Source organism: Psychrobacter okhotskensis (assembly GCF_965638355.1).
GTDB lineage: Bacteria > Pseudomonadota > Gammaproteobacteria > Pseudomonadales > Moraxellaceae > Psychrobacter > Psychrobacter okhotskensis.
In genome coordinates this window covers 3,149,705-3,173,584 of record NZ_OZ281822.1, presented here as the reverse complement: position 1 = coordinate 3,173,584, position 23,880 = coordinate 3,149,705, and the positions used below count along the sequence as shown (strand labels likewise).

Genomic DNA, 23,880 nt, shown 5'->3' with positions numbered 1-23,880 from the left:
CGCGGGCGGGGTTTAGTAAATAAGTTTAAATAGGAATAACTAGAAAAATCAGGCAAGATAAAGTTAAGCGTTATTGCTTAACACTTAGGAGATGTTTTAAAGAAATTTGGATAGAGTGTAAAACTAGAGGCTTTGATAAAGCAGAATAAGATTGGCGGTGAAGGAGGAAGTCTAACTATATTTTCAAGTGATTGATATAAATGTATTTAATATACTGTAGCTAAGTATTAGACCATCAAATAGACCAACAGGTTTGTAGTATTGGATGTAAGGTAAATAATGGGATTTATCTCATGATTAATCGTAACTAAATATTTCTAAAGCATTATTTAGTTTCAAACATATACTATCACTAAAAAGCGTTTTTTGGTTATTAAGGTTTCCTTCCCATTCACTAAAGATCTTTTAAAAAGAAATTTCGCCAAATATATCGTCGTAACTGTCATAAGTTTGACGCTTAATTTCATTACCTTGCTTATCAATAATGACCTGCGTGATTTGGTCACCTTCTAAGTACATAGTGGCCAGACCATTGATAAAATAACCGTCGCTGACATCTGTGTATAAAGATAAGTCGCCCACATCGGGAGAGGCTGCATTATATTTTGGCTCAATGACTACTCGACCTGCGTGGTCAATAAATCCCCATTTCAACTTATCGTTATCTCCGACACCTACCGCCGCCAGACCTTCAGAAAAATCCAATGCGGCATCCCATGTAGAGGCAATAACTGGCTGACCTTTAGTGTTTATATATCCTACTTTTTGGTCATCTGTCAGACTAAAATTTGCTAGACCTTCCTTAAAGTTGCCAAGCTGTTGGTATCGAAAATCAATGACGGTATCGCCATTACTGTCAATGGCACCAAATTTTTCATTTCTTAACACCGTTACCAGTCCATTTGAGAAATCTCCAACATAGCGATAGACATAAGGAATGACGAGCTTGCCTTGCTTGTCCATAAAGCCCCATTTGTCATCTTTATAAACCGCAACTCGACCTTCACTAAAATTATGCATCTCAGGTACGAAGTCAAAAAAGATAGGATAAATAACAGGTATGGCAACCTTACCTTGAATATCGACATAACCAATCGTGTCATAACCGTGCGTCACGTAAGCCATGCCGTCATGGAACTCACCGCAATGATCATAGATAGCAGGGGTAATAACATTCCCAGCGCTGTTCTTAAATCCACAAGTGTCGTCATGACCTTCTATTGAGCTATGATATTCAACGGGCAAGTCGGGACTGACACCACGCGTGCTATCACTCGAAGATGAGGGCATAACGCTTGTTCCCCATGAATCCGTCGCTACGTCGGCTGCTGTACAGCCGATTAAGAAAGCTAGTAATGTACATAATCCTAGAGCTTTCATATGAGTCCTTTTCAATAGGTCTTCTTATGAAAAGTTGATAGTCGCCAACTGCACTTGTATCGGCGGTGGGACCGTAATTTTCATATCCACGATAGCACCACTGCGCGTAACCTGATAGCACTCATCCGCAGCAACGTCCTCTGGTGATGAGGGCTCCGTAAGAGTGGTGTGCAGGCACAACCAAGCAGTATTGTCAGTGGCTTGCTTAAGCGACCAGGTTTGAATGGCTGTCTGTGTTAGGTCATTATCATATTCTGTTGGCATCACACTTTTCGCAAATTCACCCGAGTCACCGATAGCGGCTGTTGTAGGTAAGGCACTGAACGTTATGTCAATGTCTAGCGCTTCTTGATCAGGTGAGCCATGACTGGTCAGCGGATCTAAGCTGTAGTAGCGTGTGAGTGTTGCAGAAGTTAGAGGCTTGCTGTTGAGGGTCATTACGTTATCGTTCACCACAGTGAACGCTGTCTTATTATCGACCTTAACTTGGCCTTTTCGAGTTTGGGTGGTCGTTATTTTTGAGATCATACCTTCATTAGACAGTGCTATTATTTTAACGAAATTGCCAGTAATTAACTGAGATAATGGCGCAGAGATAGGATATTGCACGCTATCATTGAGTGGTTTTGTATGACCTTGTATAGTCGTGCCAGCAAGCAAAACAACCGCACAGCATAGTCTTAAGATTCTCATATATTCATCCTTATTTATACCTATCACAGACTGTTATAAATTATTCTCTTAACACCGTCTTCTAATGGGCTTGAATCTACTACTTTAGTACTTAATAAATCACCTTTAGCGTTGATGTTATAGCATTCAGACATAGTGCCATTGGCGTCATTCAATAGCAGATTTTCTGAAGCGTTTATACAAAACCAAGCGGTATCATTAGTAGCGCGTTTCAGCGACCAACTCTGAGTATATTTGCTGATTAACTTATCTTGACTGCTGTCGCTATAGACACTCTCAGTGATAAACTCGCTTGAGTCGCCTATAGTTGCCATTTTGGGCATATCAGAGGTTTGATTAGCTACCGAGTACTCCCCTAGATTGTTGGTAAAGCCATAGAACTTTACAGGGTTTAGGGTATAGTAATTGATTGATATTAGCTGCTGATCGATGATGCCATCTGATTTTATGGTATAAGCAGTTTCGGCACCTTGTGCCTGCTGGTTGTTGAATGTCATTTTCCCTTTGGGAACGACTTTTATCTCAAGCACTGTGTTTTGATTGTCATTGGCTTGTATCAGGGTATCAGTACGCGCTTTGGTATAGATATTGAGTAGGGCGGTCTCTACAGGATATTGCGTGACTATTTGGTTTGATTTATTTGGGGTTATCACATCGTTATTCATAGTAGTACAAGCACTTAGGCCTAGAGCTACCACTGCTATTAATGCTAATACTTTCATAAATTAACTCGCTAATAAGTTATAGGTTTTTATAATATTTATTTAGCTATGACGTATTTTTTTAATGCAAATACATTGTAGCTTGGTTAGTAGTAGAACCTTTTATCTTCATAATCTACTTATTACTTCTATAGTTTTAACACCAACTTCTGTTTTATAAGTTTCTATTATTTTACTATCTAAAATATCGCCATGTTCGTCAATTTCAAAACATTGAATTTTCTTTTTCTTAAAAGCTAAATTACCGTGTGCCAGTTCTTCCATACAAAACCATGCTGTATTCTGACTGGCTTTTGATAACGACCACTTTTCTGTATAAGATCTTATTTGGTTACTTTTGCTACTATCTGAATACACTATTGCAGCTACAGACTTACCAGAGCTACCTACATTCGCTACTCTAGGTAGGATAGCGCTTTGCGTAGCTACGCTATATTCTCCTGAGCTACTCGTATAGCCTTTAAATAGGAAAGGATTGAGAGTAAAGTAACTCATTCTGATATTTCTAGTTATCACTTCGTTATCTATGCTAGTACTAGAGATTGATTGTACGCTTTGAACCTGTTGATTTTCAAAATTAGACGCTGCTTTGGGTATTATTTTATAGTCAAATTCTAAAGATTTTTTATCAGAAAGTAGGCTGTATAGCGAGTCGCTATATTCTTTGGTAAAAATGTTTATCACAGCCGTCTCAACGGGGAACTGAGTTACATCTGAGTCGGGATTATTGATGGTCGAGCTACTTTTTATACCCGTTGTACAAGCGCTTAGAGCTAGGCTAGCTAGTAGACAGAATGCAATTGTTTTCATATGGTTTATTTCTATTATTGGGTTAATTCTAGATATTGCTTACAGCTGTAGCGATTGCCATTTTGACAGGCTTTACCGTACCATTTGATTGCTTCATCATCACTTTGAGCGACACCATCACCATTGAGGTATAACGACGCAAGCATTGCTTGAATTGAGTGGTCGTCCTTACCGCTCTCTACTATCTTGTTCAACCACTTAAAAGCTTGCGTATAATCCTGTTCGACATCGTTACCATGGTAGTACATCCATGCTAGACCTGTTTGTGCCAAGATATTTCTTTGATTTGCTGCTTTTGTATACCATTTTAGGGCTTCTTCATGATTTTTTTGTACGCCTTCACCTCTAGAGTACATTCTTCCCAGTTCCAGTTGAGCAGTATCATGACCTTGTTCAGCAGCTTTTTGATACCAGTATACCGACTGGTGATAATTCCTTTCAGTACCATAGCCATCATAGTACATAAAGCCTAGTGCATAGTAAGAGCGAACAGCATACTCATCGTTCGGATCTTCTCCATTAGCCATTTTCTGAAATAGTTTGAGCGCTTTTATCTGGCTTTCATGCTCGTTGTAGTGACTATGATAGTCATACGCAAGACTAAACAAAGCGGGAGGATAGTTTTGTTCTGCTGCTTTTGTAAGCCAGTATTTTGATTTTTCTAAATCCTCGGTGATTTTATCACTATGAGCGTATATTAACGCTAAGCCAAACTGCGCTTCGGCCACATCCTCTTTAATCGCTTTTTGATACCATTCAAAAGCTTTGGCATGATCTAGCGGGACATGTATACCATCATGATAAAAAAGGGCAACCTTAGACTGAGCGACAGCATTACCTTGGTTAGCTGCTTTTAAATACCAACTTAAAGCTTTTTTAGCATTTTTATCTACGTCTTTACCTTCATAATAGAAGTCGATAGGTTCATTATTAAAAATACGATAGTCTGGTTTTACGAGCGTCTGATAGTGCTTAGCAAGCTCAAGCTGAGACTGAACATCGCCTGATTCAGCTAATGCTTTAATAGACTCAAAATTTGCCGCTAATACTGACCAGCTGATACTCAGTGCTAGTATTGCTATTGCCATTTTTTGGATAAAATGTCGTATTAAAACCATGCTTTGCCTCAAAGTAAAAATAAACAAATGTTACACGAATTTGAAATAATCTCATAGTTAAATACCCATCAGTTTAAGATATCCATATCAGACCCTGCTATCATTACCGCACTATAAAAATTCATAACTTTCCAAAGTATTCAGGAACCATAAATGCCAACCAGCGCACCTAATAGTATTAACCAAATCAATCAAGACGACATCAATAAAGCCGTATGGAACGCCTGTGACACGTTTCGAGGGGTCATCAGCGCCGATACGTATAAAGACTTTATCCTGACCATGTTGTTCCTCAAGTATTTATCAGACGTCTACCGCGATGAGTACATCAAGCTGGTCGAACAGTTTGGCGACAACCCAGAGCTGATCCACGCCATGATGTCCAAGCAGCGCTTTGTCTTGCCTGAAGGCGCAAGCTTTTGGGACTTGTATGAGCAGCGTCATCAGCCGGGCAACGGTCAACGTATTGATGAGGCGCTACACGCTATCGAAGAAGCCAACGGCACTAAGCTCAAAAATGTCTTCCAAGACATCAGCTTTAACACTGATAAACTTGGTCAAGAAAAGCAAAAAAACGAGCTACTACGCCATTTGTTAGAAGACTTTGGCAAAGACATTCTCAATCTAAGTGCTGAGCGTGTCGGTAGCCTCGATGTGATTGGTAATGCGTATGAGTATTTAATCAAGCACTTTGCCGCCAGTAGTGGCGCGACGGCTGGTGAGTTCTATACACCGCCTGAAGTATCGAATTTACTAGCGACTATCCTTGAGCCTGTCGAAGGTGATGAGATATGTGATCCTGCCTGTGGTTCAGGCTCGCTACTCATTAAGTGCGGGGCGATGGTACGCAAAAACTCAAACTCTAAGAAGTATGCGCTATACGGTCAAGAAGCCATTGGCTCGACATGGGCACTGGCAAAAATGAATATGTTCCTACACGGTGAGGACAACCACCGTATTGAGTGGGGCGATACCATCCGCAATCCGCTGCTATTAGGTAGCGACGGCAAGAACTTATTACAGTTCGATGTGGTGACCGCCAACCCGCCGTTTTCACTAGATAAATGGGGTCATGACGATGCCAGTAGCGATCCCTATGGTCGCTTCCATCGAGGTGTACCGCCTAAGACTAAGGGCGACTATGCCTTTATCAGTCATATGATCGAAACGCTAAAGCCTGCGACTGGCAGAATGGGTGTAGTCGTGCCGCATGGGGTGCTGTTTCGTGCGTCAAGTGAAGGCAAAATCCGTCAGCAACTCATCGAAGAAAACCTGCTTGATACGGTGATTGGCTTACCCGAAAAGCTGTTCTTTGGCACGGGGATTCCAGCCGCTATTCTGCTGTTTAAAAAGAATAAGACCGATGACACGGTGTTATTTATCGATGCCAGCAATGAGTTCAAATCGGGTAAAAACCAAAACCAGCTGACTGAAGATAACATTGCTAAAATCATTGAAACCTATAAAGCACGGGAAAGCGTCGATAAATACGCCTATCTAGCCAGTTTTGATGAGATTAAAGAGAATGACTTTAACCTAAATATCCCGCGCTATGTCGATACCTTTGAAGAAGAGGCGGAGATTGATCTGGATGCGGTGCGTGCTGAGCGTCTTGAGTTAAAAGCTGAATTGGAAAGTTTAGAGATTGAGATGGCAGGGTTTCTAAAGGAGTTGGGTTATGGTGCATAGTGAAATTTCTAAACTTGAGCTTATACAAGCTAGAATCAGTTTTATTCCTAAAGGATGGCAACTCGATAAAGTTGGTGAAGCTTTAAATATAAAGAACAATTTCCGTAAGCCTATAAGCCAAGAAGTGCGCTCACTTATTCCTGGTCCTTATCCATACTACGGACCGACTAAAATTCAAGATCATATTGCTGATTATGAACAAGATGGTACATATGCGTTGATTGGTGAGGATGGAGATCACTTCCTTAAATATGAATCAATGCGTCAAACACAGTTTATTAGTGGGAAATGTACCGTTAATAACCATGCACATATTATTGAAAGTTCAAATACGTGCGATTCCGAATGGTTCTATTTATATTTTCAACACCGTAACATTACTAACTTTCTGTCAAGACAAGGCGCAGGACGCTTTAAATTAAATAAAGTTACTTTAGAAAAGTTACCTCTGTTGGTTCCACCTCTCCTAGAACAACGAAAAATTGTCAAAATCCTATCCACTTGGGATAAAGCGATTAGCACGACTGAGCGTTTGATTGACAATAGTACCCAGCAGAAAAAAGCGTTGATGCAGCAATTGCTGATAGGTAAAAAGCGGTTGCTTGATGGGTTGGGTCAGCGGTTTGAGGGTGAGTGGGAAGAGGTTAGTATAGGTTCTACTTCAAAATGTTTTTCAGGTGGAACACCTTCTAGAACAAAGGATGAGTATTACAACGGTAGCATTCCTTGGATTACTTCTGGAAAACTGAACGATAGATTTGTCGATTCTGTAAACGAATATATAACAGAACTAGGGCTTCAAAATTCTTCTGCAAAAATAGTTAAAAATGGAAGTATTCTTGTTGCTATGTATGGCGCGACAGCAGGTAAAGTAGCTTTGAATACGTTAGATAGTGCAACTGTAAATCAAGCAGTTTTAGCATTAGAGCCAAAAGAAAAATTCCATAACTTATTCTTGTTTTATTTACTTGAAGTTGAAATGTTGAAAGCATTGCTACTAGTTCAAGGTGGACAACCCAATTTAAGTGCCACTATTATTAAAGCTATAAAAATTAAAGTTCCAGCTCTCCTTGAACAACAAAAAATCGCTACGGTATTAACCAATGCCGATAAAGAAATTGAATTGCTTGAGCAGCAATTGGCTGATTTGCAGCAAGAGAAAAAGGCGTTGATGCAGGTATTGTTGACGGGTAAGGTTAGGGTGAGGGTTGATGGGGAAGATGTATGAAGTTAAGAATATGTAAAATTAGCCTGAAGAACTTTAAAACATTTGAAGATATTACGATACATCCAAATGCTAATTTCAATATTATTATTGGTGAAAATAGTGCTGGAAAATCTACTATTTTTGAAGCAATTCATCTTTGGGAAAAATGTTACCAAACCTATATTTTGAGTTCAAGAAAAGGATTTTATAAAGTTAAAAGGTCTACGAACCGATACGTGAACTACCAAGATTTAGATTTTCTACGCATAACTAAGGATGAAGATTTATTTTACGATCCAAGACATCCTGAACTTGGAAAATGTTCAGAGATTACTATTTCATTAACTAATAGTGATAATGAAGCACAGGTTTGGAATTTAGGCTTCAAAATAACTTGTCCAAGCTCTATAGAAAATGCTTTTTTTCGTGTCCAGCCTGTAGAAGAAAGGGAGTTCACTAGTTTTGCCAACGATTTCTGTGGCACTGGAAGATATTTAGATGAAGCTATATTTATTTATCAAACTAGACCTGTGTCGGGCGTACATCAATTTGAACCTTATTATAACGAGGCTCAAATTAAGAAAAAAATACAGAAAGGCTCTTCTCATGAAGTATTAAGAAATAAAATTATATCTAAAAGAAGATCTATTACTGGTTTAGAAGAAAGTATTTCTGAGATCACTGAGAAAATTGTTAAGTTTTCCCTACCTTCACCTACTAGAAGGGAAAAAGATGAATACGTTTGCTTAGATGTTTCTGTTGATGGCTCTAAACCTTATGACCTGCATTTGCAAGGTAGCGGCTTCTTACAAATAGTAGAGATATTAGCTACTGTCGAATTTATCGACGCTCCTCTAAAATTGCTACTAGTTGATGAGCCAGACTCGCACATTCATTCCAAGCTTCAAAAGAACCTTTTAGCTCATCTAAGATGTATTGATCATAATCAATTTTTCATAATTAGCCATAATGATCAGTTTGTTACAAACGCTGGTGAAAATGAAGTTTTCTTTTTAAGTGAAGACAATAAAAGTATAGGTGATTTGAGACCAATTAATAAAAGTAGCTTTGATATCATTAAGAAGTCTTTGGGTGGTGTAATACTATCACTTGAAAATTTAAACCAAGCTAAACACATAGCGTTTGTAGAGGGAGCTGATGATGAGGAATATCTTAAAGCTCTAAATAGCAAGCTTAGACAGATTAATCATGAAATAAACTGCTTATCAGAAGTTGCTTTTTTCCCGTTAAGAGGCAAAGATAACATCCTACAAAAAATAGAGTATAACAAGCGTACTCTATCTTCATTATTAAAAGGCAAAGAGTGGCATGTTATATTCGATAGAGATTTTTCTACTTTAGAGATTGATTCAAGACTCAAACAACTTATCCGTGGGAAAAATTGTAAACCGTATAGTCATGAAGGATATTGTATTGAGTCTGTTTTATTTTCAGATATAAATATATTCAAAAAACTAATATGTAAACTAGTCGAAAATTTTAAAGCAAAGGATGAAGTTGAAACTATTATAGATTACGTATTTGACAAGCTATCTGAAGAAAGCTGTAGCCTCAATTCTGATCTCAACAAAGAGATAGAAGTGAGTTTTAATGGACAAAAAAATAATAGACCTGAATTTAACAGTTTACAGTTTACCGATGTAATTCGTTCTTGGAATATCTCGGGTGGTAATTTTAAGCCGGAGATGGTTATGTCAAAATCTCTAATTAGTAAATTTGTGCGCGCCCTTGAAGACCAGATAGGTTTGTCATTTCTATGGAGACAATCTAATGATGCTGAAGAGATATCTTCAGCTCTATTATTTGAATATATAGATTTCATCCAAGATCTAGATGACTTATACCCTTCATTTGCACAATTATTCCTACAACTTGGTGTGATGAATAATATTGGTAGCTTAGAGAATTCATAAAAGAGACTTATAGAATGTTCAAAAACGATTCTAGCATCAATTTCGCCGAAGAGTTCAGCTCAAAAATCCCTGCCTTAACCTTGCTCACCGCGCTGGGTTATCAGTTTATCCCGCCTAGCCAATGTAACGCCATGCGTAGCAGTAAGCTGCTAGCTAATCAGGCGAATACAAATAAAGTTACCAACCAAGTAGTGTTATTGCCTATCATGCGTGCGTTTTTGGCGCAGCAAACCTTTATGTTTGAAGGCAAACCGCATCATCTATCAGACAGCGCCACTGATAAGATCATGCATGAGCTAAACCCAGCTATGAACTTAGGCTTGCAGCTCGCCAATGAAAAGCTCTATAACGCCATGCTGTACGGCGTAACGGTGACGGAGTTTATCGACGGTAAAAGAACCTCGCAAACCATTAGTTTGATAGATTGGAAACATATCGACAATAATGCTTTTCACTTTACCGAAGAGCTGGTGGTACAAAATAGTGAAGGTACGAACAGTCGTAAACCTGATATCGTCTGCTTTGTAAATGGTTTACCGCTGGCAGTGATTGAAGCCAAACGCCCTGATTCGAGTAGAGAGTGGCAATCGACTAACGCTCAAGCTGTCTCCCAGCATATCCGTAACCAAGGTCAAAAACAAATCCCGCATCTATTCGCCTATAGTCAGTTATTGCTAGCGGTGAATGGGCATGATGGACTGTATGCTACTTGCGGTACGCCTGAGAAGTTTTGGGCAAAATGGGTCGAAGAAGACATCCAAGAGCCTGAGTTTAATCGTCTAAAAAACCAAAAGCTCAGTGATGAGCAGATTAATAGTCTATTTGATCATCGTCCTTCCTCTGCTAAGAAAGAATACCTATCGCTGATTAATGCAGGTGATTTGTTGGTTACTAATCAAGACCGCTTAATCATCAGTCTGTTGCAGCCTGAGCGTCTGCTTGAGATGACGCGCATGTTCACCTTGTTTGACAAAAAGGCGGGCAAAATTGTTGCCCGTTATCAGCAAGTCTTTGGCATCAAAGCCCTGATTGAGCGTATCAGCAGTTTCGATGAAAAGGGCAGTCGTGAAGGCGGTGTCATTTGGCATACCACAGGTAGTGGTAAATCTTTCACGATGGTTTTCTTCTCTAAAGCTTTGATTTGGTTAGAGGAGCTCGCGAAGTGTCGAATTATTGTTGTCACCGACCGTGTTGATCTTGAAACCCAGTTGAGTAATACCTTTAAGTCGGGTGGTGTAATAACCAGTAAACGCGATAGTCGCGACGCTATGGCTACTTCTGGTCGCCGTCTTGCGCAGCAAATCGGTCATGGTAACGAACGCGTTATTTTCTCTATTATTAATAAGTTTGGTTCAGCCGTTAAGTATGACGAATGTTATAACGACAGCCCAAACATCATCGTCATGGTCGATGAAGGTCACCGTAGCCAAAATGGTGAGAACAATATCCGTATGGCGCAAGCCTTGCCAAACGCTGCCTTTATTGCCTTTACGGGTACGCCATTACTAAAAGATGATAAGACTGAAAACAAATTCGGCAGCATCATTCACTCCTACACCATGCAGCAAGCGGTTAAAGACAAAACCGTCACGCCATTACTATATGAAGAGCGTATCCCTGAGCTTAATACCAATGATCAAGCCATAGATAGCTGGTTTGACCGTATTACCCAAAAGCTCACTCATGATCAAAAGAGTGACCTCAAACGTAAGTTCTCCCAAAAAGGTCAAATCTATCAGGTTGAGGGACGTATCGAGCTGATCGCTCATGACATCTCTGATCACTTCCAAAACTTTAAACAGCAGCATCTAAAAGGTCAGTTGGCTTGTGACTCTAAAGCCTCAGCTATTCGCTATAAAATGGCATTAGATAAGATTGGCAAAGTGACCTCAGTGGTCGCTATGTCACCACCTGATACCCGTGAAGGGCATGACACTGTCGATGGCGAATCAAAAGACATCGTACAAAGATGGTGGCAAGATAATGTCGCCGCAGACTTCGGCGGTGATGAAAAAGCGTATACCAAAGCCATCATAGAAGCCTTTAGTCAGGACGATGGTCCTGACATTATGATCGTCGTTGATAAGCTATTAACGGGCTTTGATGAGCCAAAGAACACCGTTTTATATATTGATAAGCCTTTAAAGCAGCATAACCTCATTCAAGCCATTGCACGGGTGAACCGCTTGCATGAGAAGAAACGTTTTGGTTATCTGATTGATTATCGTGGCATCCTAAAAGAGCTGGATATCACCATTGAGAAATATCAAGACTTAGCGGAACGTACGCAAGGTGGCTTTGATATCGAAGACCTCAAAGGTCTGTATAACGCCATGGATACTGAGTACAAGCAGCTGCCAAGACTACATAGCGAGCTGTGGGCTATCTTTTCATCGGTAAAAAACAAACAGGATGGGCAAGCGCTAAGGCAAGTGCTAGCACCTAAGATGCAGGATATCGATGGCAGAGTAGTCGATACCAAGCTTAAAGAACGTGATGACTTTTATGCGGCTTTGACTGCATTTTCTAACGTCATGAAAATTGCGCTGCAATCAGCGTCTTTCTTTGAAGACAAATCATTTGATAGCAAGCGTGATCGCTACAAAGCCGATCTAAAAGCCTTTATCAATCTACGCAAGCAAGTACGCGAAGATGCTGATGAAACCGTCGATTATGATGAGTATGAAGCAGATATTCGTAGCTTACTCGATAAGCATATCGCAGGGCTTGAAGTTCGTGAGGCAAAAGGCGTTTACCTAGTCGATAACTTAGGTAAGAATGTGAAGCCTGAAGAGTTAAGCGATGATGAAGCCCGTAACCAAACCGATAAAATTACAGGTCGTGTTACTAAGATGATTGAGCAAGATTTGGCTGATGATCCTTATGCGCAAGAGTACTTCTCTAAACTACTTAAGCAAGCGATTGCTGATGCCAAGGCGATGTTTGATGCACCTGTAAAGCAGTACATGATGTTTGCTGACTTTGAGCAAGCCGTCAAAGACCGTGTTGTTGCTGATGTGCCGAATGCGTTTATCGATGATAATGGTAAATTAAATAAGCATGCTCAGGCTTATTTTGGTTTGTTTAAGCATTTATTTGACGCGGACTTTTTAGTGGATAAAGAGTTAGATAATGACAAGCTAGTCGCTTACGCCTTTGAGATTGATAAGATCGTTAAGACAGCAGTGGCTGAGTATTCTATCAATCCAGCAGAGATCGAAAATGCTATTAGTGTCAAATTGCTACCGATGTTATTTATGGATTTGGGTATCGATAAAGCGCAACAGCTCATCGAAGAAGTGCTAAAGATTACCCGACTTGGGCTTTCAAGAGACAAGTAGGCTAAGAGCAGTAAGAGGGTAGTAGGTAATGACTGAGAATGGCGTATTTTATTATGGTCAAGATAAGATTGATTATGAAGTCGTGCGTAAAGAAGCAACTTATGTCGTGCGTAAAGAAGCAACTTATAAAGAAAAGATAAATAAGCCTGAAAGCGACAAGCTGATTGCTAAAAAGGCTAAGCCTCGAAAAGTGATCATTAAAGTACATCCTGATCAGCGTGTGGTCGCCACCGCACCTAACGATGCTACCGATGAGATGATACACGATGCGATGATGCAGCGTGCGCGCTGGATATGGCAAAGCCTACAAGACTTTGCCAAGCAACAAGAACATGTATTGCCTAAGCGTTATATCAGCGGTGAGACTCAGTTTTATCTGGGTCGTCGTTATGTCTTAAAAGTGATAACCGATACAGAAACTAGCGATGTGATAAACAGCACTGTGAAGCTCAGTCACGGTAAGCTGAATGTACAATTGTCTCAAAGTGATTCTGAGTTGGACACTGAAGAACGAGCTGCGCTTGTAAAAAGTCTTATTGATAAATGGTATAAAGATAAATTTAGGTTGATCTCTAGAGAGAGGCTTGAATCCTTGATTTATAAGGCTTCGTGGGTTAAAAATAGTCCTTCGATAAAATTAATGACCATGAAAAAGCAGTGGGGAAGCTGCTCAATTAAAGGTAATTTAATACTCAATCCGCATTTAGTAAAAGCCCCAAAGGAGTGCATTGATTACGTGATATTGCATGAGCTGTGTCATATCGCTGAGCATAATCATAGCGAGCATTTCTGGCGCTTATTAACGCAGGTAATGCCGAACTGGAAAGAGGTAAAAGCGAGGCTTGATGAGATGGCTGAGCTTTATTTGAATGAGTAAAATTTGGAGCTAGATAGTTTAAGATGGTTTTTTGGAAAAATATCAGCCTCCGATATACTCGAGGCGCTTCACTATGCTACTCAATAGAGTTATTCTGTAGTAATTTTAAAGGCACTACAGCATCCGCTTTAAGGTGTTATCCTTTTTAATGTAATGATGATACAAAGCCATAGCAGTGTGGACAATGATTAGTGCTGTCAGCATCCAAGCCAGTGGTGCATGCAGTTGACCCAGCGTTGCCGCCCAAGCAACCTTTTCACCTTCAGCAAAGATATCAAAGCCGAATGCGGTTAGGCCATAGCCTCCACCAATCATTATCATGATTCCAGCTAGCGGCAGCAGTAACATACACGCGTAAAGCAAACCATGACCAGCGATAACCAGCTTGGCAGTGGTTGGCTCGTGTACTGGACGTTGATGGCGTTGCGAAGCGACCCACATCAGTCTCAGGACAACTAATACGAGCAATAGAACACCAATAGAAACATGCCAAGGCACTAACGTCTGACCGATCCAATGCTCGCCGTCGCTGATACGGTCAGTGAACTTAAGTAACTACCAGAAGATTAATACTGTCATACTCCAGTGAAAAAATTTGCTAATGCGACCATAGCGCTCTTTCGAATCAATATTCATAACCTTTTCTTCTTGTATTGGCTGTGATGCTCAATTAAGCCCATTCGATAACAAGCGTCTCTTTGCCAGCCATACGTAGCAAATGATCACTGACAACTTGCTGTAATTTTGGCAACTGCTCGGTATCACTTTTGAGTGTTACTATCAGTAAGTCAGTACAATACATCTGACAGACACCCATGGGCAGCTCAATCTCACCTTTATCTGAGCTTAGGGTAACGGGCAGCTTATGTGCCCAGTGCTTGCACAGTCGATTCATTATTTGCTGCGGATTTTGTGTTTGTATCGTTGCGCTAGATGTTAGCATAATTAAATACCCTTATTATTAATGATAGAAACTTACCGTCTAAAACTCGTTAAGCAATACTTTCTACAATACCACCTTCAACCCGTAGTGCTGAACCCGTGGTTGCGCTCGCTTGTGTTGAGGCAATATAGACACTCATGTTGGCAATTTCTTCAGGGGTTGCAAAACGCTTAAGTAGCGTTGATGGACGGTTCTCATCTAAGAATACGCCTTCCATCTCCTCCGCTGAGACGCCGCGCTCATCCGCCAGTTCTTGCATCATGGCTTTTGCGCCCTCGGTTCGAGTCGGTCCTGGCAAAATACTATTCACTGTCACACCGCTGCCCGCTAACACTTTGGCAAGACCACGTGATACGCCTTGAATAGCTGCTTTAGTCACGCCGTAGTGCACCATTTCAGCTGGGATATTCAATGCCGATTCACTAGAGATAAACTGAATACGACCCCAACCTTTTTCCTTCATTGCTTTTGCATAATGCCGCGACAGACGGACACCGCTCATGACATTAATTTGGAACATCTCCTCCCAAGCATTGTCATCAATATCAAAGAAAGGGGTGGCGCCATAAATCCCTAGATTGTTCACTAAGATATCTACTTCTGGCAAGGTGTTGATAATTGTCTGACAGCCACCAGCCGTCCCCGCATCAGCAACAATGCCTTTTATATTATTGGCATCATTAACAGCATCAGCTTGTTGAAGCTGTTTGATCGCCTCATCAACGCCAGCTTGATCGCGACCAACGATAGTGACTTGTGCGCCAGCTTTGGCAAGACCTGTTGCAATAGCGAGGCCAATACCCGCAGTTGAACCTGTGACGAGTGCTGTTTTTCCATTAAGGTCGATGTTCATAATATTTCTCCGTTTATAAATAATTTTTGTCTATGTATGTTTGCTGCTTTGTGAGTATCAGTTTATAAAGAATTAAATGAATATCAGATTAATAAATTTAGCCAAACTGAAAGGCTGAAATCTGAGTTTTCATGACTTGCTGAGAATATGTTTTCTTACCTCTATCTGTTCCTGCTGCCCCTACGGCAACCATTAAAGGTAGCAAATGCTCCTCCGCACCTAATAGATGAGAATCCAATGCATGAGGTGCCTCTGTCCAATTAGCAAGCGCTGCAAAGCGCTCATCTGCATTAGCTGCAACTGCTGTCGTTAGCCACTCGTCAAATATTACTGACGGTGCGGTAAAACTTGAATCACCATAGCCGCGCATATTATGAAAGCTCATACCACTGCCTACGATCAACACGCCTTCATCACGTAGTGAGGCAAGCGCTTGGCCCGCTCTTAGATGTACTTTTGGGTCTAAATCATGACGCAGAGATAGCTGTACTACTGGAATATCGGCGTCAGGGAACATCAGTTTCAGTGGAATAAACACCCCATGATCAAAACCTCTGGAACTGTCCTGCTTATTGCTTAAACCAGCATCGATGAGCAAATGACCAATCCGCTCAGCCAGTACTGGCGCACCAGCTGCTGGATAAGTCAGCTGATACGTATGCTCAGGGAAGCCAGAGTAATCATAAATCAGCTCAGGCTGCTTGCTGGCAGTAATACTAAACTCCCGCGTTTGCCAATGGGCACTGACTATTAAAATAGCTTTGGGACGCTCTGGCAAACCATTTGAGCTATTAGTTAAAAAGTCAGCCATCTGATCCCAAGTGTCTGCTGGTTGCCAATCCATAAAAAAACAAGGCCCGGCACCATGAGGTATAAACAATACAGGTTGCTTGACTGTGGTTGATTCATTATTCATGAACTTTACTCCTTTATCTTGCTAAATATGTTCAGGCCCTGTGGGCACGATTCCATTGGGATTTAACGCTTTGATAGAGTAATAGCCTGCTTTGATGTGCTTGATACTCACCGTCTCTGAAATGCCATCAAGCGCTAAGATTCGTAGCATATAAGCATGTAGAGAACTCATATCTTTGATCAAGTTACGGTTGCATTTAAATAGACCGTGATAAGCGGCATCAAAACGTACTAAAGTCACAAACAGTCGAATATCTGTTTCCGTCAGCTGCTCACCAAATAGATAATGACGACCATCACTCAGGCGCGCCTCAAGCATATCTAAGGTGTCAAATACTTGCTGATAAGCTTCTTCATAAGCCCCTTGTGTCGTCGCAAATCCTGCTTTGTATACGCCGTTGTTTAAATTCTCATAGATAACTAAGTTTAGGGCTTCGATATCATCAGCAAGCTCTTTTGGAAACAAGTCAACGTAATTTGGCACGAGTTCTGTAAAAGCGGTATTTAGCATACGTAAGATATCAGCAGACTCATTATTAACGATAGTATTGGTTTTTTTGTCCCAAAGCACAGGTACAGTCGCGCGTCCGGTAAATTGAGGGTCTGCTTTGGTATAAAGTTGATGAGCAAATTGGGCATGATTAATAGGATCACTTTCAGCGCCGTCAAAGCCACCAAACTGCCAGCCTTGATTGCCAAGCTGCGGATTGACCACGGTAATATCGATTATATCTTGCAGACCTTTTAACTGACGTGCCATCAAGGTACGTGAGGCCCAAGGGCAAATCAGCGCTACGTATAGATGATAGCGGTCTTTTTCTGCTTTAAAGCCCCCAGTACCCGTTGGTCCTGCTTGTCCATCAGCAGTAATCCAATGACGGAACGATGAGGTTTGACGAATAAAACGCCCTTGTTCGTCTTCTGCTTGTACCGGTTGCCAGTCTTCAGTCCAATTGCCATTGATTAACATAATACTTACTCCTAGTCAGATGATTGCTTTTAAAAAGCATGACCCTACTTTACCATCAACATAAAAAAAGAGTAAGATAGGTGATATTGATTAATTAACAACATATCGTTGATAATGGCTTTATTGTTCAATTTCGATAGTTAAAGAAAAACAGGGCAAAATATGGATAGAATCGATGCGATGCGTGCCTTTGTAGCGGTGGTGACCGAAGGCAGCTTCACTAATGCGGCAAATACTCTGCAACTGTCACCTCAATTGGTGAGCAAATATGTCTCTAAGTTGGAGGAGCAGCTAAATAATCGTCTGCTGAATCGTACCACCCGTAAAGTAAGCCTCACCGAAGCTGGTAGTCATTACTTTGGTCATGCGCAGCAGATTTTATTGAGTATGGATGATATGGAGTCGCAACTAAGTGGTTTGCAGCAAAACCCTAAAGGTGTGTTGCGCATAAGTGCGCCAGTATCTTTTGCTTTAAAACATATGGCTAAATTAGTCACTGACTTTCAGATCCGTTATCCATTGGTCACAGTCGATCTACAATTGACTGATCGTAAAGTCGATATTGTTGAAGAAGGGTTTGATATTGCACTGCGTATAGGTCAACTGAAAAGCTCATCACTTATTGCGAAGGAAGTGGCACCTATTCGTGTGGTTCTGTGTGCGTCGCCTGAATATTTGAAAAAGCATGACACACTCGATAAGCCTGAAGATTTAGAGAATCATCGCTATTTACATTATAGCTATATGAACATGGACGCGAAGGAAGAGGTCTACCAATTATTAAAGGCGAAGATTCTCAAGCAAGGTAGTGAGTTTCTTAGTAATAACGGTGATGTGTTGGTAGAAGGAGCTATTGAAGGTGCAGGATTGGTATTACAGCCGACATTTATTGTCAGTGAAGCAGTTAGCAGTGGCAAGCTGGTGATAGTATTGCCTGAACTTGAACCTAAACGCTTAGGTTTATATGCCGTCTACGCCCATAGAAAGCTACTACCGCACAAAGTCAGGTGTTTTATCGATTTTATGGAAGGCTATTATGGAGCGCCGCCTTATTGGGATGAGTCTATAGCCAAAAGCCAGTCGCTCAGTAATACGTGAGGCACTGGATAACTAGCTTCTCCTAAGATAGATGCGGCTTGCTATTTTTTATGCTACTACACTTTACAGCGGTTGAGATATTGCTGTTAGTATCCGCTTGTAACTATCCCCTAAACTAACACAGCGATTATTTTATTGGGACGTTATGAATCCACGTATTTTTTAAGTCCAGCGCAAGCACATATCACTTGGATTCTAAAGGGCGTTGATGGTATTGAAAAAGACTATGAGCATTTTTCGCCACCATTTTTGTTAGCCTTGGACGAGGTGTATAACAAAATTCGCAATCTAAATTACCGCTACATGCCTGCTGGTACGTTGTTCCCTGAAGAGGTGCAGCAGTACGACCTCTATATCATCCGTGAAGCATTAAGTAATGCCATTGGTCATCAAGACTATCGTCTGGGTAGACTAGCTGACTTTGATAAGATGCTGACTAATAAATTACCGCAAGTACTAAATGATAAACAGCGTAAAAACAAGGTGCGTAATCTATTACAGAAAATGCGCCGTGATAGCCTAGTGGCTTCTAAAGATCAAACTTGGTATCTTGCAGATAGCTAGAAGTGGCTAAACGTAGCTAGATGCGGTTAAGGACAGCAAAAAAATAAGCCGCGTAGTGCGGCTTATTTTCTATCCTTGATCAGTGAATCCGATCAGCCATCTTACTCTCAATCCAAGCAGCCACTTCGCTTTCTACCCATGCTACGCGTCCTTTGGTCATCTTTACTTGAACAGGAAAAGTAGGGTCATAACGTTTAGATCTCTTATTAAGCATATCATAAATTGTGGAACTACTAAGTCCTATACAGTCTTCGACTTGCTGTATCGAAATCATACGAGGTATTTGTGGCATGCTTGGCATTGATGTGTTTGGTTGAGTGTTTGCGTTTAAATTATCCATGATTATCTCCTTTGTAAATTAATGAGAATCTTTCTTCTCATACAGTTACGGAGTCCCATATTTTTTTACGGCATCCCATGTAGTCCAGTAACTGGCCTTGTATGAAACAATAAAAAAAGAGCTGAATAAATCAGCTCTTTATTATGTCGCATCTCTAGCCCGATGGTTTTAGCTCACTACTGTCACGCTTTTTCGTAAGCCTTGCTCAATGCTGCTCACGTTATGAGTCGCTAACCCATTCTGATAATTCCCTTGCTGAGTACTGCTCACATCCTCCGTCTCGATTGGATAAAACTCTTCGACCACATCAAGTAGACCATCGCTATCAACCTCAAAGCAGGAGTTCACATAACCTTGTTTAGCCGCTTCTTCTAACGCCGCTTGATCAAAGCCATGTTCGCTAAGCTCACGATCAATCGCTCCAGCATGTTGTACCGCATCTTTAAGCGTCACCCCATCACGCAATGTCAGATCCACAAAGTAAATTGGCGTACGATAACTTTGCGTGGTGCTTTTACCCCTTAGCGTGAGTTGTAGTGGCAGACAAGATAGCTTATTGCCTGATACTGCAGCAAAATAGCTTAAGCGTGCGGCAAGCGTTCTAATACTATTAAAGCCAGTCGTGCGGAAGATGAATGTGCCCAGCTCATCGTCTTCAGACAGATTGACATAAAGCCGTCCATACGGTTTACAAGCACCGCCTTGCGCTAGTGGACAACGATCAGGGGATGGGCAAGGTAATTGCTCCACACCCTTGCTTGTGCGCCGCTGACACTGCTCACCGTCGCCCACACATAGCGGTCTGCCCGTTTGCCGATCAAACAGTGTGTACTCAGCTCGCAGATTTAGTGTCGGATCATTAAACAGCATACGCACGGGTATTTGCCTGAGCTTGCCTTCATTAGTTGCGCGTAGCTTTTCATCGAGTGGATGATTGATCCAGCCGTCTTTATTCTGTACTTGGCTAGTAATCGTGAATTGATCGTCCTTAGCAGGTAAGCGCTTGCCATCTTTTTGAATGACACGTCCGATGCTGATGCGACCTAATACTGGCGGAGTAATGGTTAGACCTTTAATCATGGTGATATTCCTTATGTGTTTTAGTTAGCCATAAAAAAGCCCACCTATGACGGGTGGGCTGTTATGCGCTTATGTGAGTGAGTGGCGTAATTTCTTGATTATGATTGATGACTGAGCACTGGCTTAGTTATCGTTAAGAATGACAAAGCGACGACTGCCAGGGCGTGTCTTACCAAACTGCTCAAGCAATTCAGGGTGCGCTTTGGTGAGCGCTTTGCTATCAAGACTAACACTGTCTTTCGACCGCTTCCATGAAATCGCGCCCATCGAGAATACCGCAATCTCATTGTCGGCAATTAGGCTTTGCAGCTGATGCTTTACCTGATCATGACGCTGCTCCAACTCTTGCATGTCGTTACGGTAGCTCAGTAGTTGCTCAAATAGCTTGTTAGCGCCAGCATCATTTTTAAAGTCAATTTTGCTGTTAGGCTCAGGTTTGGGATAAAGCTGTTTTAGTGCACGCGCTGCCGACTCACTATGATCAGGGGTTGGTGGTGTGTCTGTTTGCACGTACTGCCAGAATAACCTTTCATGCTCCATGATGGACTCAATCAAGCGCTCGTCACGCTCAACTTTATAAATCTTAGCCTCATGTCCACAGAGTAGTACGCAGATGTGCGCCGCCGTTTTGCCTGTGACCGCTAGCTGATGCTGTACTTGGCAAGTGACATATAAGGGTACGCCATGCTTCCACAGCTTGGCTCCATGTTCTCCTGCGGTTTTACACTCTAATATCTGCACCTCATCACTTGAGCTATGCTGAAGAAACCGTACAACTAAACTTGGTAAACTAAGCGTATTAATCGGAGTTTATCATGACCAAGAAAATAAGAACCTACAGTGACGAATTTAAAGCAGAAGCTGTCAAGAAGATATCAGACAATAATGGCAATATCTCGGCTACCGCAAAGCAGCTTGGCATTGCCATGCAAACGCTCTCAAATTGGCATAACAAAGCCAATCAAGGCAAGCTTGTCGGCACAGATCAATATGATCCTGATCTTATGAGTGCTCTTCAAGAAATAAAGCAGCTCAAGCGGCAGCTTAAAGTGGCTGAAGAGGAGCGCGAGATCTTAAAAAAGGCGACGGCGTACTTTGCCAATGAGGAACGTTAAGAAACAGTCTAGTAGACTGTTTTAGTGACGCAAGACGTAGGGCTATGCCCGCAGTGACAGCTAGTGAAGTACGCCTTTATTGAAGATAATCAGCAGCTTTTTAGTATCACTCGCATGTGCCGTGTGTTACATGTAAAGCCATCAAGCTACTATGACTGGCTAAGCCGTGGTCTCAGCGACCAGCAGATACATAGAAACCAGTCTGAGCTACTGGTTAGAGCCGCTCACAGTGAAACTCGTGAGCGTTACGGCGTCGAGCGTCTACATGCGCATCTGAGTGAGCAAGGGCATGATATCAGCACTTATATGGTGAGACGCATCAAAGAAGAGCACGGCATCAAATGCCTGCGTCATAAGCGCTTCAAAGTGACAACCGACTCTGATCACAACAAACTTGTCTATGACAATGTGCTCAATCAGCAGTTTGATGCCAAGCGTCCTAATGAATCTTGGGTCAGTGACATTACTTATATCTGGACAAATGAGGGCTGGCTGTACTTAGCTGGAGTGAAAGATTTATACACCAAAGAGTTAGTCGGTTATGCTATCAATAAACGCATGACAGCAGATTTAGTATGCCGTGCGCTCAACATGGCCATTAAGAACAAAAGACCAAGCCAAGGACTGATTGTTCATTCTGATAGAGGCAGTCAGTACTGTAGCCACGCGTATCACAAGATTATCAAGCAACAGCAGTTTAAAGGGTCAATGAGTGCTAAAGGTAATTGCTTCGACAACGCGCCAATAGAAAGCTTCTGGGGCACATTAAAGAATGAGCTGGTATATCACCAAGACTATAAAACAAGGTTTGCAGCCATCAGTGATATCATTGGATATATCGAGCTGTACTACAACCAAACAAGGATTCAAAAGGGCTTGGGCTATAAATCGCCAAGACAGGTGTGGTTTGACTTCTATCGTCAGGCTGCGTAATTAAAATCTCCCAAGTTTGGTTCTACGGATTTGACGACAGTGGTCAGACTGGGGCAAGTTGGGAAAACTAGCATTTAATAAGATTGGCGGTGACGGAGAGATTCGAACTCTCGATACGCTATGAACGTATACACACTTTCCAGGCGTGCGGTTTCAGCCACTCACCCACGTCACCGTTTTGATATAGCAGACAGTTTTGCTTGATTATTATTAAAACGAAAAATAATCAGTTGTCCGTACATTTTAGACCGCCTAGTATAGCGGATAGCATTTAAAATGTCACGGTTTACGCCTTATCTTTCTTTATTGTTGGCTGCCTGCTAGGATAGCGCATACGTAATAACAAGCACAGATGGTTGAAAGTTGAATGATAAGTTTTGCTAGGCTTAAATGCAGCCTTAAAAGTAGCGCAATAGTGACAGTAATGGCTGTCGTGGTCGGTATTACTTCAGCGCAGGCCGATGACTTTACCCAGTGTAGCCAATCTTTTTATGGTGGTATTTATCCCGAATTTACCAATACCAAGCTCAGCAATAACACCCAAGCATTATGCATGGACGGTTTTGCCACTATGTATTCGGGCGTTTCGCGTACACCGCTGTGGTCAGCTGAGCATCTGACGCGCAAGCGCTTAAATCAAGCCAAAGAAATCGATCGTGAAGACAGCTTTCATGAAGAGAGTCGACTACCAAAATCCGCACGTGCCTCGCTGTCTGATTATTCAGGCTCTGGCTATGATCGTGGCCATATCGCCCCTAATGCCAATATGGCCACGCGCAGCCAACAGTATGATAGTTTTAGTCTCGCTAATATTGCCCCGCAATCTCCACGCAATAACCGCTATATTTGGCGTAATATAGAGTCGGCGACCCGCTATTTGACCCAGCAATATGGTGAGGTTTATACCGTTACTGGTGTGGCGTTCACGAATAAAAAAACCAAACAGCTTGCTGACCGTGTACTCGTACCCAGTCATTTTTTTAAAGCGGTTTATATTCCCGCAACCAATCAAGCAGGGGTGTACTATGCGCCAAATGATGAATCAGAGCGTATAGAGATTATAAGTATTGACCAATTAACTGCCAAAACAGGCATCGATGTCCTACCAGTGCTCGATTCTCAAACCAAAGCAGAGGCGTTTGATCTGCCACTAAAGGCTGGTGAAAGTTCGGATTTGCCCGATGTATCTGCTGAAGAACCTGCTTGGATGCTATTTGTCTGGGCAATTCTCGAATGGTTAATTGCCCAATTACAGGCATAACTCCTTTAAATGTAACTAAAAGTGTACGCTATTGAAA

Annotated in this window: 21 protein-coding genes, 1 tRNA gene and 1 pseudogene; 9 read left to right on the top strand and 14 right to left on the bottom strand. The window is 41.6% G+C overall.

Translation table 11 applies throughout. The features are described 5' to 3' along the window. Positions 1-405: 405 nt before the first annotated feature. The 5 genes from ACSUPM_RS13210 to ACSUPM_RS13190 all read right to left on the bottom strand — a co-directional run bounded on the left by ACSUPM_RS13210 (position 406) and on the right by ACSUPM_RS13190 (position 4,750). Complete coding sequence (locus ACSUPM_RS13210) at positions 406-1,380, bottom strand: WG repeat-containing protein (protein ID WP_101211353.1); 975 nt, start codon at positions 1,378-1,380, stop codon at positions 406-408. Between the two features lie 24 nt (positions 1,381-1,404). Further along, on the bottom strand, positions 1,405-2,073 hold the full coding sequence (locus ACSUPM_RS13205; protein ID WP_101211352.1) for a hypothetical protein: 669 nt from the start codon (positions 2,071-2,073) through the stop codon (positions 1,405-1,407). 23 nt (positions 2,074-2,096) lie between these two features. Next, the gene (locus tag ACSUPM_RS13200; protein ID WP_101211351.1) at positions 2,097-2,795 is read right to left on the bottom strand and encodes a hypothetical protein; all 699 of its coding nucleotides are present in this window, start codon (positions 2,793-2,795) and stop codon (positions 2,097-2,099) included. Positions 2,796-2,903: 108 nt separating this feature from the next. Then, a complete protein-coding gene (locus ACSUPM_RS13195; RefSeq protein ID WP_101211350.1) occupies positions 2,904-3,605 on the bottom strand; it encodes a hypothetical protein in 702 nt (233 codons plus the stop codon). Between the two features lie 14 nt (positions 3,606-3,619). Continuing rightward, a complete protein-coding gene (locus ACSUPM_RS13190) occupies positions 3,620-4,750 on the bottom strand; it encodes a tetratricopeptide repeat protein (RefSeq protein ID WP_201582782.1) in 1,131 nt (376 codons plus the stop codon). 126 nt (positions 4,751-4,876) lie between these two features. Here ACSUPM_RS13190 and ACSUPM_RS13185 point away from each other — a divergent pair, with 126 nt between their 5' ends. The 5 genes from ACSUPM_RS13185 to ACSUPM_RS13165 are packed head-to-tail and all read left to right on the top strand — an operon-like array spanning position 4,877 to position 13,771. Beyond that, on the top strand, positions 4,877-6,412 hold the full coding sequence (locus tag ACSUPM_RS13185; protein WP_436880012.1) for a type I restriction-modification system subunit M: 1,536 nt from the start codon (positions 4,877-4,879) through the stop codon (positions 6,410-6,412). After that, on the top strand, positions 6,402-7,640 hold the full coding sequence (locus ACSUPM_RS13180; protein WP_436880011.1) for a restriction endonuclease subunit S: 1,239 nt from the start codon (positions 6,402-6,404) through the stop codon (positions 7,638-7,640). Before ACSUPM_RS13185 ends, ACSUPM_RS13180 begins: the two co-directional genes overlap by 11 nt. After that, on the top strand, positions 7,637-9,553 hold the full coding sequence (locus tag ACSUPM_RS13175; protein ID WP_436880010.1) for an ATP-dependent nuclease: 1,917 nt from the start codon (positions 7,637-7,639) through the stop codon (positions 9,551-9,553). Before ACSUPM_RS13180 ends, ACSUPM_RS13175 begins: the two co-directional genes overlap by 4 nt. A 14-nt stretch (positions 9,554-9,567) precedes the next feature. Continuing rightward, positions 9,568-12,894 carry a type I restriction endonuclease subunit R gene (locus ACSUPM_RS13170; RefSeq protein ID WP_436880009.1) on the top strand — a complete coding sequence of 1,109 codons (3,327 nt, stop codon included), beginning with the start codon at positions 9,568-9,570 and terminating at the stop codon, positions 12,892-12,894. Between the two features lie 28 nt (positions 12,895-12,922). Beyond that, positions 12,923-13,771 carry a M48 family metallopeptidase gene (locus tag ACSUPM_RS13165; protein WP_436880008.1) on the top strand — a complete coding sequence of 283 codons (849 nt, stop codon included), beginning with the start codon at positions 12,923-12,925 and terminating at the stop codon, positions 13,769-13,771. A gap of 114 nt (positions 13,772-13,885) precedes the next feature. On the opposite strand, the gene ACSUPM_RS13160 is transcribed toward ACSUPM_RS13165, so the two are convergent. The 5 genes from ACSUPM_RS13160 to ACSUPM_RS13140 all read right to left on the bottom strand — a co-directional run bounded on the left by ACSUPM_RS13160 (position 13,886) and on the right by ACSUPM_RS13140 (position 17,452). Then, positions 13,886-14,269 carry a cytochrome b gene (locus tag ACSUPM_RS13160; RefSeq protein ID WP_227692073.1) on the bottom strand — a complete coding sequence of 128 codons (384 nt, stop codon included), beginning with the start codon at positions 14,267-14,269 and terminating at the stop codon, positions 13,886-13,888. 172 nt (positions 14,270-14,441) lie between these two features. Then, positions 14,442-14,714: a DUF2218 domain-containing protein gene (locus tag ACSUPM_RS13155; protein ID WP_101210643.1), complete on the bottom strand. Its 273-nt coding sequence runs from the start codon at positions 14,712-14,714 to the stop codon at positions 14,442-14,444. Between the two features lie 49 nt (positions 14,715-14,763). Continuing rightward, positions 14,764-15,567, bottom strand: coding sequence for an SDR family NAD(P)-dependent oxidoreductase (locus ACSUPM_RS13150; protein WP_101210644.1), 804 nt, complete (start codon positions 15,565-15,567; stop codon positions 14,764-14,766). A gap of 97 nt (positions 15,568-15,664) precedes the next feature. Continuing rightward, complete coding sequence (locus ACSUPM_RS13145; protein WP_201578558.1) at positions 15,665-16,483, bottom strand: DODA-type extradiol aromatic ring-opening family dioxygenase; 819 nt, start codon at positions 16,481-16,483, stop codon at positions 15,665-15,667. A gap of 21 nt (positions 16,484-16,504) precedes the next feature. Beyond that, positions 16,505-17,452, bottom strand: a complete 948-nt coding sequence (locus ACSUPM_RS13140) for a glutathione S-transferase family protein (RefSeq protein WP_436880006.1) — start codon at positions 17,450-17,452, stop codon at positions 16,505-16,507. A gap of 162 nt (positions 17,453-17,614) precedes the next feature. Here ACSUPM_RS13140 and ACSUPM_RS13135 point away from each other — a divergent pair, with 162 nt between their 5' ends. After that, positions 17,615-18,550 carry a LysR family transcriptional regulator gene (locus ACSUPM_RS13135; RefSeq protein ID WP_045452403.1) on the top strand — a complete coding sequence of 312 codons (936 nt, stop codon included), beginning with the start codon at positions 17,615-17,617 and terminating at the stop codon, positions 18,548-18,550. A gap of 135 nt (positions 18,551-18,685) precedes the next feature. Next, positions 18,686-19,114: a hypothetical protein gene (locus ACSUPM_RS13130; protein ID WP_201578559.1), complete on the top strand. Its 429-nt coding sequence runs from the start codon at positions 18,686-18,688 to the stop codon at positions 19,112-19,114. Between the two features lie 79 nt (positions 19,115-19,193). On the opposite strand, the gene ACSUPM_RS13125 is transcribed toward ACSUPM_RS13130, so the two are convergent. The 3 genes from ACSUPM_RS13125 to ACSUPM_RS13115 form a co-directional block, all read right to left on the bottom strand. Next, entirely contained in the window at positions 19,194-19,454 is a 261-nt protein-coding gene (locus ACSUPM_RS13125) for a helix-turn-helix transcriptional regulator (RefSeq protein WP_227692074.1), read from the bottom strand. A gap of 168 nt (positions 19,455-19,622) precedes the next feature. Beyond that, on the bottom strand, positions 19,623-20,534 hold the full coding sequence (locus ACSUPM_RS13120) for a recombination directionality factor (RefSeq protein WP_436880005.1): 912 nt from the start codon (positions 20,532-20,534) through the stop codon (positions 19,623-19,625). Between the two features lie 123 nt (positions 20,535-20,657). Then, positions 20,658-21,275, bottom strand: a complete 618-nt coding sequence (locus ACSUPM_RS13115) for a YqaJ viral recombinase family protein (protein WP_436880004.1) — start codon at positions 21,273-21,275, stop codon at positions 20,658-20,660. Positions 21,276-21,349: 74 nt separating this feature from the next. Between ACSUPM_RS13115 and ACSUPM_RS13110 the strand changes: the two are divergent. Further along, positions 21,350-22,579, top strand: a pseudogene (locus ACSUPM_RS13110) (transposase); the annotation flags it as partial. 87 nt (positions 22,580-22,666) lie between these two features. On the opposite strand, the gene ACSUPM_RS13105 reads toward ACSUPM_RS13110, so the two are convergent. Next, positions 22,667-22,757: transfer RNA gene (locus tag ACSUPM_RS13105), tRNA-Ser, on the bottom strand. Positions 22,758-23,006: 249 nt separating this feature from the next. Between ACSUPM_RS13105 and ACSUPM_RS13100 the strand changes: the two genes are divergently transcribed. Then, positions 23,007-23,843, top strand: a complete 837-nt coding sequence (locus ACSUPM_RS13100) for a DNA/RNA non-specific endonuclease (protein WP_227502404.1) — start codon at positions 23,007-23,009, stop codon at positions 23,841-23,843. The last annotated feature ends 37 nt before the right edge of the window (positions 23,844-23,880 follow it).

Coding starts and splice junctions, on each gene's coding strand:
- ACSUPM_RS13210 (WP_101211353.1), bottom strand. CDS start 1,380: ATGAAAGCTCTAGGATTATGTACATTACTAGCTTTCTTAATCGGCTGT.
- ACSUPM_RS13125 (WP_227692074.1), bottom strand. CDS start 19,454: ATGGATAATTTAAACGCAAACACTCAACCAAACACATCAATGCCAAGC.
- ACSUPM_RS13150 (WP_101210644.1), bottom strand. CDS start 15,567: ATGAACATCGACCTTAATGGAAAAACAGCACTCGTCACAGGTTCAACT.
- ACSUPM_RS13185 (WP_436880012.1), top strand. CDS start 4,877: ATGCCAACCAGCGCACCTAATAGTATTAACCAAATCAATCAAGACGAC.
- ACSUPM_RS13120 (WP_436880005.1), bottom strand. CDS start 20,534: ATGATTAAAGGTCTAACCATTACTCCGCCAGTATTAGGTCGCATCAGC.
- ACSUPM_RS13165 (WP_436880008.1), top strand. CDS start 12,923: ATGACTGAGAATGGCGTATTTTATTATGGTCAAGATAAGATTGATTAT.
- ACSUPM_RS13155 (WP_101210643.1), bottom strand. CDS start 14,714: ATGCTAACATCTAGCGCAACGATACAAACACAAAATCCGCAGCAAATA.
- ACSUPM_RS13180 (WP_436880011.1), top strand. CDS start 6,402: ATGGTGCATAGTGAAATTTCTAAACTTGAGCTTATACAAGCTAGAATC.
- ACSUPM_RS13135 (WP_045452403.1), top strand. CDS start 17,615: ATGGATAGAATCGATGCGATGCGTGCCTTTGTAGCGGTGGTGACCGAA.
- ACSUPM_RS13205 (WP_101211352.1), bottom strand. CDS start 2,073: ATGAGAATCTTAAGACTATGCTGTGCGGTTGTTTTGCTTGCTGGCACG.
- ACSUPM_RS13200 (WP_101211351.1), bottom strand. CDS start 2,795: ATGAAAGTATTAGCATTAATAGCAGTGGTAGCTCTAGGCCTAAGTGCT.
- ACSUPM_RS13175 (WP_436880010.1), top strand. CDS start 7,637: ATGAAGTTAAGAATATGTAAAATTAGCCTGAAGAACTTTAAAACATTT.
- ACSUPM_RS13195 (WP_101211350.1), bottom strand. CDS start 3,605: ATGAAAACAATTGCATTCTGTCTACTAGCTAGCCTAGCTCTAAGCGCT.
- ACSUPM_RS13100 (WP_227502404.1), top strand. CDS start 23,007: ATGGCTGTCGTGGTCGGTATTACTTCAGCGCAGGCCGATGACTTTACC.
- ACSUPM_RS13145 (WP_201578558.1), bottom strand. CDS start 16,483: ATGAATAATGAATCAACCACAGTCAAGCAACCTGTATTGTTTATACCT.
- ACSUPM_RS13140 (WP_436880006.1), bottom strand. CDS start 17,452: ATGTTAATCAATGGCAATTGGACTGAAGACTGGCAACCGGTACAAGCA.
- ACSUPM_RS13170 (WP_436880009.1), top strand. CDS start 9,568: ATGTTCAAAAACGATTCTAGCATCAATTTCGCCGAAGAGTTCAGCTCA.